We start from the raw sequence: 12,058 nt of genomic DNA on the forward strand, positions 1-12,058 counted from the left end.
GCCCAGCGTCACGTCCCACAGCCGAACGGAGCCGACGACCGCGCCCGACGGATCGCGCGCAACGAAGGCCAGGCCTTCCGACGGCCGGCGGCCGCGCCGCAGCTTTTCGGACGACTTCTTCCTGCGCTTCGGCCCCATCGCCCGGTCGAGCAACGCTTCGCGCGCCTGCATGTCACCCATGCTTTCGGCGACGATCGCAAACGCGCGGGCCATCTCCCCCCTCGAGGGGGAGATGTCGCCGAAGGCGACAGAGGGGGTCGCCGCGCGTGAAGCGCCGGCCCCTTCCGCCACGAGTGACGACGCAGGCGATCTATGCGAGACCACCCCCTCTGGCCGCTGCGCGGCCATCTCCCCCTCAAGGGGGGAGATTACCCGGCGCGCGGCGCCCTCAACGATGAAGTCTGCAATGTCCATTTCCGCGATCCTTCACGAGCGGAGATCTGTTCCACAAGCGAGCCCGGGCGGGCGACAGGCGCCCACCTGGGATGATCTGAGCGGTCCTTGCGAACCGGTCAGATCACGTAGGATCGGAGAGGCTCGAAGCCGTTGAAGGCGACCGCCGAATAGGTGGTCGTGTAGGCGCCGGTGCCTTCGATCAGCACCTCGTCGCCGATGGTCAGCGACAAGGGCAGCGGATAAGGCGTCTTCTCGTACAGCACGTCGGCCGAATCGCAGGTCGGGCCGGCGAGCACGCAAGGCGCGGTCTCCGAGCCGTCATGACGAGTGACGATCGGATAGCGGATCGCCTCGTCCATGGTCTCGGCGAGGCCGCCGAACTTGCCGATGTCGAGGAACACCCAGCGCACATTGTCGTTGTCGGCCTTCTTCGAAATCAGCACGACTTCCGACTTGATGACGCCGGCATTGCCGACCATGCCGCGGCCCGGCTCGATGATCGTCTCGGGCAGCGCGTTGCCGAAATGCCTGCGCAGCGCCGAGAAGATCGCCTGGCCATAGGCCTGCGCCGCCGGCACGTCCTTCAGGTAACGGGTCGGGAAGCCGCCGCCCATGTTGACCATCTTCAAGACGATGCCTTCCTCGGCGAGCGTCGCGAACACCTTCTTGGCATCGCCCAGCGCGCGGTCCCAGGCCGTGAGGTCCGTCTGCTGCGAGCCGACATGGAAAGACACGCCATAGGCATCGAGCCCGAGACCCTTGGCATGGCGCAGCACGTCGACGGCCATCGCCGGCACGCAGCCGAACTTGCGCGACAGCGGCCATTCGGCGCCCTCGCCGTCGGTGAGCACGCGGCAGAACACGCGCGAGCCGGGGGCAGCGCGGGCGATCTTCTCGACCTCCTCGACGCAGTCCACCGCATAGAGGCGGATGCCGAGCTGGTAGGCGCGCTGGATGTCGCGCTCCTTCTTGATGGTGTTGCCGAAGGAGATGCGGTCGGCCGGCGCGCCGGCGTCCATCGCCATCTCAACCTCGGCAACGGATGCGGTGTCGAAGGACGAGCCCATCGCAGCAAGCAGGCGCAGGATCTCCGGCGCCGGATTTGCTTTCACCGCATAGTAGATCTTGGAATCGGGCAACGCCTTCTCGAAGGCGCGGAAATTATCGCGCACGACATCGAGGTCGACGACGAGGCAAGGGCCGTTCGGACGTCGCGTGGCGAGAAAGTCAAGGATGCGCTGGGTGGCCATCGAGGTCTCTCCATCTGCGCCTTGCGGCGCGCACAAAGGCTGCGGGACGCGGGCGTTCAGCCCCGCGAACTCGCGGTGGACAAAGGCGGGACGAAAAATCCATGGAACCAGCCGGTGGAGACCCCGGAACCATGAATCGCCGTCTCGCGGCGGTGAACCTGGCCTTGCCCGGCCTCGGTTCGCTTTGTCTGCCTTGGCTTGGATGGGAGGACCCCGTCCGCACTGCCGGCAATGAAGGTGTGCCTCTTCAGTAACCCCGGTCTTTGGACGACCGGCAGACACCAGAAAGGCCCGCACCGTCGTTGCTTCAAGGTGTCCTCGGTCTGGCGGTTGGCCACGAGACCGACTGGAGGGGTTGGCTCCAGTTACCTTACCGGTTGCCCTCACCATTCGAGGATCGGCGGACACCCACAGGCACGTGCGACTTTGGGCAAGCGCGATATAAGAGCGAAGGGTTTCACAATCAATAAAAATCGTAAGCGCCGGTTGTAAAAAATTCGGCATCGAACAATGTTTGTGGACCGTATCCGGAAATCGAACGATGCCAGGCACCCACGGCCCGCTCAACGCCTTCCTCGATCTGCGCCAAATGCCCGTGGCCAATGCGCAATTAGGCCCGCTTGCCGGCCTGCGCCTGGCCGTCAAGGACATTTACGACGTCGCCGGCTACCGCACCGGCTGCGGCAACCCGCGCAAGTTCGAGCAAGCCCACGCCGTCTCTCAGACGGCCAAGGCCGTGCAGATGATCCTCGACGCCGGCGCGCAATTCGTCGGCAAGACGCAGACCGACGAGCTTGCCTTCTCGCTGTTCGGCCAGAATTCGCATTTCGCGTTTCCGGTGAATGCGGCCGCCCCGGACCGCGTGACCGGCGGCTCTTCCTCCGGTTCGGCGGCGGCAGTCGCCGGCGGGCTTGCCGACATCGCCGTCGGTTCCGACACCGGCGGCTCGATCCGCGCGCCGGCGAGCTTCTGCGGTCTGATCGGGCTGCGCACCACGCATGGCCGCATCTCGCTCGACGGCGCCATGAAGCTCGCGCCGAGCTTCGACACCTTCGGCTGGTTCGCCGACAACATCGAGACCTATGAGACGGTCGGCAAGCTGCTTCTCGGCCGCGATCCGCATCTGCACCCGCTCAACCGCCCGCTGTCGATCCGCTGGCTGGACGCTTTCGTAGCAGGCCCGGCCGAGGCCGCTGAGCTGGACCGGATGAAGAAGCTTGCCGCCACCGTGATCGGCGCGCCGACCGAAGCCGAATACGCCTCTGCCTCTTTCCCGGACGATCTCTATTGGTGCTTCCGCCGACTGCAGGCCTTTGAGGCCTGGCAGGTGCATGGCGGCTGGATCTCGGCAGGCAACCATGGCCTCGGCCCGGGTGTCGACGAGCGTTTCGGCTTCGGCCGCACGATCGATGCCGGCACGGTTGCCGCCGAGCGGGAACGCCGGCAGGCCTTCCGTTCCGAGCTGGGCGCGCTGCTCGGCAACAACGGCTTTCTCGTTCTGCCGACCGTTCCTGGCGCGGCGCCGCTGAAGACCAGCACGCCGGAACAGTTCCAGGCCTATCGCGAAAGGGCGCTGCATCTTTTGTGCCTGGCCGGCCTATCGGGCTTCCCGCAGATCACCTTGCCACTCGGCTCCGTCGACGGCGCCCCATTCGGCCTTTCGCTGCTGGGCCCTTCCGGCAGCGACGTCGCCCTGATACGGCTCGGCCGCAGGATTCTCGACGCGGCACGAAAGGTCTGACCATGGATACATTGACCCGCATGCGCGCCTTCATCGACGTGGTCGAGGCCGAAGGCTTTTCGGCCGCCGCGCGCAAGATCGGCCGCTCGAAGGCGCTGCTGTCGAAATATGTGCGCGAGCTGGAGGACGAGCTCGGCGCGCTGTTGTTGAACCGCACGACGCGGCAGTTCTCGCTGACCGAAGCCGGCCACACTTATTATCAGCGCGCCTCTGAAATCGTGCGCGAGGTCGACAGCCTAGCCGATGCCGTACGCGAATCTTCCGGCGACGTGCGCGGCCGGATCAAGCTCTCGGCGGCGCGCACCTTCGCCGACGCGCCGATCGGCCAGTCGCTGATCGACTTTGCCAAGCAGCATCCCGACATCGTGCTCGACATCCATCTCGACGACCGCTTCGTCGACCTGGTCGAGGAAGGCTTCGATGTCGCCGTGCGCATTTCGCGGCTGGAGAACTCGTCGCTGATCGCCAGGCGCCTTGGGCCGTTTTCAGTGCGGCTTTGCGCGTCGCCGGAGCTGCTTGCAAAGCATGGCCTGCCGACGCGCCCGCAGGACCTTTCCAACATGCCCTGCATCGTCGACACCAATGGCCGCTCTTTAGCCAACTGGCGCTTCAAGGGCGACGGCGAGGATTCGGTCAGCGTCACCGTGTCGGGTCCGATCGAGGTGAACAGTCCGATGGCGGCCAGAGCCGCCGCCGTCTCGGGCCTGGGTTTCACCATCCTGCCCGATTTCATCGCCGCGCCCGACCTCGCGAGCGGCCAACTGGTAAGCGTGCTAGACGATCGAATTCTCTCGGGCAGCGGCATCTTCGCCGTCTACCCGCACCGTCGCTATTTGCCCGCCAAGGTCCGCGTCTTCGTCGATTTCCTGGTGCACTGGTTCAGGACGCGCGACGCTGCGTGATCTATGTCGCCCGGAAGTGTCCGGCGGTTCCGGGACAACGACATCAGAACAGACCTGTAGCGAGCGTCCCAATTTCGCCCCCTTTCTGATAACTCTCGGGGTCCACTCCCGAAGTCGATGGAATCGCGGCCCAGAATGCACTTGAAACGGCAAGCAACCATGCTGGCTTCGGCCCTTGCGGCGACATTTGCGGGGATCGAGCCGGCCGAGGTGCATCCGCATGTTTTTGCCGAAGCCCGCCTCGACGTGATTCTCTCCCCGGATCACCAAAGTGTGAAAGCGCTGCGCCATCTGTGGCGTTTCGACGACCTTTTTTCGAGTACGGTGATGATGGAGTTCGACAAGAACTCCGATCTGAAGCTTGACGACAACGAACTCAAGGAAGTGGCCGACACCGTCCATTCCTCGCTGGCCGAGTTCAACTACTTCCAGCTGGTCACGCAGGACGGCAAGGACGTGCTCATGGTCCCGCCGCCGCATCTGATGGCCAATTTCGACAACGACCAGTTGATCATCCTGTTCGAATCCGAACCGAAGGCTCCGATCAAGCTCGCCGGCAAGATCGACATCGGCGTCTACGATCCGACCTTCTACACCGCGATCGACTTCACCGACGACGCCAACCTCACCGTCGAGGGCCTGCCCTCGAACTGCACAAAGCAGGTGATCCGTCCCGATCCGGACGAAGCGATCAAGGAAAACCAGAAGACCCTGACGGAAGCGTTCTTCAACGATCCGACGGGCACCGACATGAGCAAGATCTTCGCCACCAAGCTCGAACTGAACTGTCCGCCAGAAGGATAACCAGTGATGAAACCGTCGCTGCGCTTGGCGCTCGGCCTTGCGGCCGCCACCCTGGTGATCACGCATCTCCCCGGCGTCGCCCATGCCCAGAGCTCGCTCGGCATCGGCACCAATGACGGCATGGCCCCAACTGCCTCCGGTCCGTTCGCTCACATCCTGATGTGGATCAACGCCCGACAGCAGGAATTCTACCATTCCCTGGCAGCCGCGATGAAGGCGATGCGTCAGGACGGCAGCAAGCTCTGGCTGCTGGTCGGCCTCTCCTTCGCCTACGGCATCTTCCACGCCGCTGGCCCCGGCCACGGCAAGGCGGTGATCTCCTCCTACATGGTCGCCAACGAGGTTGCGCTGAAGCGCGGCATCATGCTGTCCTTCGTCTCGGCGCTGCTGCAGGGCCTCACCGCCGTCGTCGTCATGATGCTCGCCTATTTCGTGCTGCGCGGCACCGCGGTGTCGATGACCGAGGCGGCATGGTTCCTCGAAATCTCGAGCTTTGTGCTGGTGACCCTGTTTGGCGGCTGGCTGCTTTGGCGCAAGGCTGGCCCGGCCGTGCTGCGCCTATTCGGCGCCGGTCCGGCCTACAGTCTTTCGGCCGCGCATGCCGGCCATTCGCATGGCGGGCACTCGCATGCGGGACACTCACACGCTCACGCGCATTCCCACGCATTGCGCGCGCATCACGACCATGATCATGCGGCGCATGCGTACAGCCACGAGTCACACGATCACAGCGCGCACCATCACGACCACGCGGCGCACGACCATGATCACGCTGGGCATCATCACCATGCCCCAGGCGAAGTCTGCGAGACCTGCGGCCATTCGCACGCGCCGGATCCGGCGCTGCTTTCAGGCGACCGCTTCGACTGGAAGACCGCCTGGTCGGCGGTTGCCGCCGTCGGCATCCGTCCCTGCTCCGGCGCGCTGATCGTCTTGAGCTTCGCGCTGCTTAACGGGCTTTGGCTCGGCGGCCTGCTGTCAGTGCTGGCGATGTCGATCGGCACCGCGATCACCGTCTCGGCGCTCGCGACGATCGCGGTGACGGCCAAGAACTGGGCCGTCTATTTCGCCGGCGATGGACGCATCGGCAACCGCATCCACTCGATCGTCGAGATCGGCGGCGCGGCCTTCATCTTCCTGGTCGGGCTTCTGCTTTTGTCGGCCAGCCTGACGGGCGGCGTCTGAAGCCGACCGAACTTTCAGGAAATCTTGCCGCCCAGTTCGTCCTCGACATGGGCGCGGATGATCTCGTCGAAATTCTTCTCGGCGACAAAACCCAGTTCCCTCGCGCGTCTTGCCTCGAAGCGCGTCGGCCAGCCCTTGACGATCGCCCAGATCGTCTCGTCGGGCTGCTCGCGGATCCGTTTCACGACCTCGGTGCCAGCTATACGCTCCAGCGCCTCGATCTGCTCGCCGACGGTGACGGCAACGCCCGGCATGGTGAGGTTGCGGCGCGGCCCGACCGCGTCGCCGTCGATCCCGGCGGCGTGGATCAGGAAATTCACCGCCGAACGCGGGCTGGCATGTGTGTGCAGCACGGAGCGCGGCACGGGCAGTATCGCCTCCTGGCCGCTGAGCGGCTCGCGGATGATGCCGGAGAAGAAGCTCGACGCCGCCTTGTTCGGCTTGCCCGGGCGCACGCAGATGGTCGGCAGCCGGATGCCGACGCCGTCGAAGAAGCCGCGTCGCGAGTAGTCGGCGAGCAGCGCCTCGCTGATCAGCTTTTGCGTGCCATAGGAGGTAAGCGGCGTCGGGTGGAACTCGTCCGGGATAACCTCGGGAAATGGCGCCCCGAACACGGCGATCGACGAGGTGAAGACGAGGCGCGGCGCAAAGCCCGCCAGCCGCACGGCGTCGAACAGCGCGCGCGTGCCGTCGAGATTGACGCGGTAGCCGAGATCGAAATTGGCTTCCGCCTCGCCGGAAACGATGCCGGCAAGGTGGAAGATCACGTTCGGACGGGAAGCGACGAGCGTAGCCGCTGCGCCGGGCGCGGAAAGGTCGCCGGTGTGGATCGAGACATCGACGCCTGCAAGCACCGGCGCCTGCGGCGGCACGATGTCGTGCAAGTCGAGCGCAGTTATCATCTTCCGCCCGCGCAGGGCGCCATCCTTGGCCAGCCGCGCGATCAGCTTGCGGCCCACCATGCCGGCGGCGCCCGTAATCAGAATTCTCATCTCTACAGACCCTTCTTGCGCTGGCTGCGCCCGCGCAGCCATAGGACGACGAACAGTCCCACCATGAAAATTGCGGCGATGATAGCTGCCAGGACCGTCGAGATCTTGCCGACGGCCAGCATGACGGTGGGCAGGAAATAGGCGGCGAGGCCAAACAGGAGCAGTATCCAGGCGGCGGCGATCGCCGCGTTACGCGTCTCGCGATCCATCACTCACCCTTCGGTCCGAGGCAGTTCAAAAGTCATCGCCCAGCTCAGTGATAGAGACGGCGATCGCGGGGCGCGTCATGCGCATGATCGTGATCATGGTGATGGTCGTGCTCATCACGGCTGTCGGCGCACAGGCCGAACTCAGGCTCGACCGTTACGTGGTCGATGCCGTGCTCTGCGGCAAGCCGCTTCTTGATGGCGCTCACCACCATATGCGGATCGACGCCGTCATTCAGGCAGACATGCAGCGTCGCCATGTTGCTGGTGCCGTCGAGCGACCAGACATGCATGTGATGCACCTCGCGCACGCCTTTGACCGTGGCTTCCAGATCCTTAGCGATCAGGTCGCGGTCGAGGCTTGCCGGCACGCCTTCGAGCAGCACATGCGCGGCCTCGCGCATCAGCGACCACGCCGTCGAGAGGATGAGCAGCGACACCAGCACGGAGAGGATTGGATCGATCGGCGTCCACCCAGTCGCCAGGATGATGACGGCAGCGACGATGGCCGCGGCGGAGCCCAGCAGATCGCCCAGCACATGCAGGATGGCGCCGCGCATGTTGAGGCTCTCGCGGTCGCCGCCATGCAGCACGAAGAAGGAGGTGATGTTGACCAGCAGGCCTGCCACCGCCACCGCAAGCATTGGCCCGCCCAGCACCGGCGTCGGGTGCATCAGCCGTCCCCAGGCCTCGTAGACGATCCAGAGTGCAATGACGAAAATGGCGATGCCGTTGGTGTAGGCGACCAGCGTTTTCACGCGCGCGAAACCATAGGTGAGACGGCCGGTGGCCGGACGTCCTGCGAGATGGAAGGCATACCAGGCGAGGCCAAGCGCGATCGAATCGGCGAGCATGTGGCCGGCATCCGCGAGCAGCGCCAGCGAGCCGGTGAGCAGGCCGCCGAGCGCCTCTGCGACCATGAAGCCGCCGGTCAGGCAGGCCGCGATCAGCACCCGTTTCTTGTCGGTCGAGCCATGCACGTGGCCGGCGCCTTGGCTATGCCCATGCGCAGCGTGATCGTGCGCCATCCTGGAAACTCCTATTCACTGACCATGATCTTGTTTCCGCTTTTCGGGATCATGGTCTAGGCGCCCAACTCGGCGCGGAAATCCTCGAGCCGCCGCTTCTGGCGGCCTTCGCCATCGAAATTCGTCGGATCGAGCCAGGCCTCATAGGCTTTGCGCAACGCCGGCCACTCCTTGTCGATAATCGAATACCACGCCGTATCGCGGTTTTCGCCTTTTACCACAAGATGCTGGCGGAAAATGCCTTCGAACTTGAAGCCGAAACGTTCCGCCGCCCGCTTCGACGGCTCGTTTCGGTTGTTGCACTTCCATTCGTAGCGGCGATAGCCGAGCTCGTCGAAGGCATATTTCGTGAACAGGAACTGCGCCTCGGTCGCCTGCGGCTTGCGCGAGATCAGCGGCCCCCAATAGATGTTGCCGATCTCGATGACGCCGTTGGCGGCATCGATGCGCATCAGCGTCTGGCGACCGGCGACCTTGCCACTCGCCTTGTCGATGACGGCGAAGAACAGCGGATCCTCGCTCGCCTCGACCTTGTCCAGCCATGGCTGGAAAGCGGCGCGGGTTTCTGGCGGATAGTCGGGCAGCCAGGCGAAGCGGCCGCCGGCATCCGAAACCGACGACGCCTCGTAGAGCCCATCGCCATGTTTTGCCGCGCTCAACGGTTCGAGCCTGACGGTGCGGCCTTCGAGCACTTTGCGTTCCGGACGCGGGCGTGGCCGCCACTCTTTGAGATTTTCCGACACCCCAATATTTTCTGACACGGGGAACTCCAATCCGTTTGACATTTGCCGACGGACGCTCACAAAAACGCTCGCCAACAGAAAGAACCACAGGGACGGGAAAAATGCTCCACACGATCGCGGCCTTCGACCGTCTCGGCGAGGAAAATGCGTTTGCGGTGCTCGCGCGGGCAACCGCGCTTGCCCATCAGGGCCGCGACATCATCAATCTCGGCATCGGCCAGCCCGACTTCAAGACGCCCCAGCACATCGTCGAGGCGGCGATCAAGGCGCTGCGCGACGGCCATCATGGCTATACGCCCGCCAACGGGCTGCTTGCCACCCGCGAGGCGGTGGTGCGCCGCACGCTGACCACCACCGGCGTCGAGGTATCGCCCGAAAACGTGATGATCCTGCCAGGCGGCAAGCCGACCATGTTCGCCGCGATCCTGATGTTCGGCGAACCGGGCGCGGAAATCCTTTATCCGGACCCCGGCTTTCCCATCTATCGCTCGATGATCGAGTTCACGGGAGCGGCCCCAATTCCGGTGCCGATCCGCGAGGAGAACGGCTTTGCCTTCTCGGCGGAAGAGACGCTGGCGCTGATCACGCCGAAGACCAGGCTCCTGATCCTCAACTCGCCGGCCAACCCGACCGGCGGCGTCACCCCGCGCGCCGAGATCGAGAAGCTGGTCAAGGGACTGGAGAAGCACCCTGGGATCGCGATCCTCTCCGACGAGATCTACGATGTCATGACGTATGACGGCGAGACGCATTGCTCGCTGCTCAATTTCCCGGAAATCCGCGACAGGCTGATCGTGCTCAACGGCTGGTCGAAGACCTGGGCGATGACCGGCTGGCGCATGGGCTGGTCGATCTGGCCGAACGGCGAAAAGGGCGCTCACCTCTACGACAAGGTGCGCAAGCTGGCTGTCAATTGCTGGTCCTGCGTCAACGCGCCGAGCCAATACGCCGGCATCGCGGCGATAGACGGCCCGCAGGACGACGTCGAAAAGATGATGCGTGCCTTCGACAACCGCCGGAAGATCGTGGTCGAGGGGCTGAATGCGCTCCCCGGCATTTCCTGCATCACGCCGAAGGGCGCCTTCTATGCCTTCCCCAACGTGTCGAAGACCGGCTGGAAGGCGAAGAAGCTTGCCTCGGCGCTGCTCGAGGATGCGGGCGTCGCGTTGATCGGCGGTCCCGATTTCGGCGTGCTCGGCGAAGGCTATGTCAGGCTTTCCTACGCCAATTCCGAGGAGAACATCCTGCGCGCGCTGGAGCGGATCGAGGCATTCTTGAAGAAGTAGAGCTTCAGCCCCTTACCCGCGGCCGACGAACGGCATCTTCGTCGCCATCACGGTCATGAACAGCACGTTGGCGTCGAGCGGCAGGCTGGCCATGTGGAGCACCGCGTCGGCGACGCGCTGGACATCCATCACCGCTTCGGCGGCGATCGAGCCGTTGGCCTGCGGCACGCCGACCGTCATCGGCTGCGCCATCTCGGTCAGCGCGTTGCCGATGTCGATCTGGCCGCAGGCGATGTCGAAGGGCCGGCCGTCGAGCGCCAGCGTCTTGGTCAGGCCGGTGATGGCATGCTTGGTCGCCGTATAGGGCACCGAGCCCGGGCGCGGCGCATAGGCCGACACCGAGCCGTTGTTGATGATGCGGCCGCCCGTCGGCTTTTGCCGGCGCATCGCTCCGAAGGCAGCGCGGGCGCACAGGAACGAGCCGGTGAGGTTGACGCCGACGACATCGTTCCAGACCTCGACCGGGATCTCGTCGATCAGCGTCGACTTGTAGCCCATGCCGGCATTGTTGAAGAGCAGGTCGACGCGCCCGAACGCCTCCACCACCGTCTCGAACATATCGTCGACCTCGCCGGCCTTGCTGATATCGCAGGCAACCGCGAGCGCCTTGGCGCTCGTCTTTCCAGCGTCGGCGATCGCCTCTTCCAGCACCTTCTTGCGCCGGCCGCAGAAGACGGTGTTCCAACCGGCCTTGAGGAGCGCGGTGGCGACGCTCTTGCCGATGCCGGTGCCGGCGCCGGTAACGATGGCGGTTTTCTCTGTCATGGCGGTCATCGTCGTCCCTCCCCGGTCACTGCTGGAAGAAGACGTGGCATCGCAAATGATCGGGGTCGTGGCAAGCGGCTCTTGCCGACAAAAAGAGCGAACCGACAAAAGGGCTGGCCGACAAAAAGGGCGGTCATTGGCGACCGCCCTCATCTGAACCGCGCTTGGGAGGAGGATAAGCCGGTCCGACTGCTTAGAATGATGCGCTTGCTGGGTTAACCAAAGATTAACGATCAGCAGGATGCCACAGGCGCGTTTACCAACCCGGATTTACCAGCGCGGATTGGGCGCGGTTCAAGCCGGGGCCTTTGCCGCCGAAACCGTCGCCTCGACATGATCGACCAAGGCGTCCGGCAGGCCGAGGCGGCCGGCAAGCAGGTCGAGATAGCCGCGCTCGGTGCGGGTGTCGGGATCGATGGTGAGGCGCGAGGCTGTGTAGAGTTCGAGCTTCTGCGCATCGGTCTTGGCGCCCGCGACCAGCGTGTCGAGATCGAGCGGACGTTCGAGCTCGGCCATCAGGAACTTTTCCGCTTCCGCACCGATGCCGGCAAGCTTGAGCTTGTCGGCTATCTTCTGTCGCTCCTCGTCATCGACATGGCCGTCCGCCTTGGCGGCCGAGATCATCGCCCGCACCAGCGTCAGCGTGAATTCGGCCTCGCCTTGCGGCGCCTGCGAGGGATGGAAGGCAGTGTCGGCCGGCGGCGGCAGCAGTTCCGGCTCGCTTGCGGCCGGCGCCTGCGCCGGCTCGGCGCCGTTCTTG

General features: G+C 64.6%; 12 protein-coding genes and 1 pseudogene. 5 read left to right on the forward strand and 8 right to left on the reverse strand.

The window, feature by feature from the left end:
• Both DH10_RS31610 and odc2 read right to left on the reverse strand, forming a co-directional pair.
• Positions 1-213 (reverse strand): annotated as a pseudogene (locus DH10_RS31610) (GNAT family N-acetyltransferase); the annotation flags it as partial.
• 299 nt (positions 214-512) lie between these two features.
• Positions 513-1,646, reverse strand: coding sequence for an ornithine/lysine decarboxylase (gene odc2 / locus DH10_RS31615; protein WP_192252469.1), 1,134 nt, complete (start codon positions 1,644-1,646; stop codon positions 513-515).
• 541 nt (positions 1,647-2,187) lie between these two features.
• On the opposite strand from odc2, the gene DH10_RS31620 reads away from it, so the two are divergent.
• The 4 genes from DH10_RS31620 (at position 2,188) to DH10_RS31635 (ending at position 6,278) form a co-directional block, all read left to right on the forward strand.
• Positions 2,188-3,387, forward strand: coding sequence for an amidase (locus DH10_RS31620; protein WP_192385711.1), 1,200 nt, complete (start codon positions 2,188-2,190; stop codon positions 3,385-3,387).
• A gap of 2 nt (positions 3,388-3,389) precedes the next feature.
• The gene (locus tag DH10_RS31625) at positions 3,390-4,289 is read left to right on the forward strand and encodes a LysR family transcriptional regulator (RefSeq protein WP_192252463.1); all 900 of its coding nucleotides are present in this window, start codon (positions 3,390-3,392) and stop codon (positions 4,287-4,289) included.
• A gap of 135 nt (positions 4,290-4,424) precedes the next feature.
• A complete protein-coding gene (locus DH10_RS31630; RefSeq protein WP_192252460.1) occupies positions 4,425-5,093 on the forward strand; it encodes a DUF1007 family protein in 669 nt (222 codons plus the stop codon).
• A 6-nt stretch (positions 5,094-5,099) separates the two neighbouring features.
• Positions 5,100-6,278, forward strand: coding sequence for a nickel/cobalt transporter (locus DH10_RS31635; protein ID WP_192252457.1), 1,179 nt, complete (start codon positions 5,100-5,102; stop codon positions 6,276-6,278).
• Between the two features lie 14 nt (positions 6,279-6,292).
• Here the strand turns inward: DH10_RS31635 and denD are convergent, their stop codons facing one another.
• Genes denD through DH10_RS31655 form a run of 4 tightly spaced genes read right to left on the reverse strand, consistent with a single transcriptional unit; the run spans position 6,293 to position 9,247 of the window.
• Positions 6,293-7,270, reverse strand: coding sequence for a D-erythronate dehydrogenase (denD, locus tag DH10_RS31640; protein ID WP_192252454.1), 978 nt, complete (start codon positions 7,268-7,270; stop codon positions 6,293-6,295).
• Positions 7,271-7,272: 2 nt separating this feature from the next.
• A complete protein-coding gene (locus DH10_RS31645) occupies positions 7,273-7,479 on the reverse strand; it encodes a hypothetical protein (protein WP_192252451.1) in 207 nt (68 codons plus the stop codon).
• Positions 7,480-7,523: 44 nt separating this feature from the next.
• Entirely contained in the window at positions 7,524-8,504 is a 981-nt protein-coding gene (locus DH10_RS31650; RefSeq protein ID WP_192385712.1) for a cation diffusion facilitator family transporter, read from the reverse strand.
• A 56-nt stretch (positions 8,505-8,560) separates the two neighbouring features.
• A complete protein-coding gene (locus DH10_RS31655; RefSeq protein ID WP_192252559.1) occupies positions 8,561-9,247 on the reverse strand; it encodes a GNAT family N-acetyltransferase in 687 nt (228 codons plus the stop codon).
• A gap of 101 nt (positions 9,248-9,348) precedes the next feature.
• On the opposite strand from DH10_RS31655, the gene DH10_RS31660 reads away from it, so the two are divergent.
• Positions 9,349-10,533 (forward strand): pyridoxal phosphate-dependent aminotransferase, encoded by a 1,185-nt coding sequence (locus tag DH10_RS31660; RefSeq protein ID WP_192252445.1) that lies wholly within the window; start codon positions 9,349-9,351, stop codon positions 10,531-10,533.
• A gap of 12 nt (positions 10,534-10,545) precedes the next feature.
• On the opposite strand, the gene DH10_RS31665 is transcribed toward DH10_RS31660, so the two are convergent.
• Positions 10,546-11,298: an SDR family oxidoreductase gene (locus DH10_RS31665; RefSeq protein WP_192252557.1), complete on the reverse strand. Its 753-nt coding sequence runs from the start codon at positions 11,296-11,298 to the stop codon at positions 10,546-10,548.
• Between the two features lie 294 nt (positions 11,299-11,592).
• The coding region (locus DH10_RS31670; RefSeq protein WP_192385713.1) for a tellurite resistance TerB family protein at positions 11,593-12,058 on the reverse strand (466 nt) is incomplete at its 5' end.

Source organism: Mesorhizobium silamurunense (genome assembly GCF_014843825.1).
In the GTDB taxonomy this organism is placed as follows: Bacteria; Pseudomonadota; Alphaproteobacteria; order Rhizobiales; family Rhizobiaceae; genus Mesorhizobium; species Mesorhizobium silamurunense.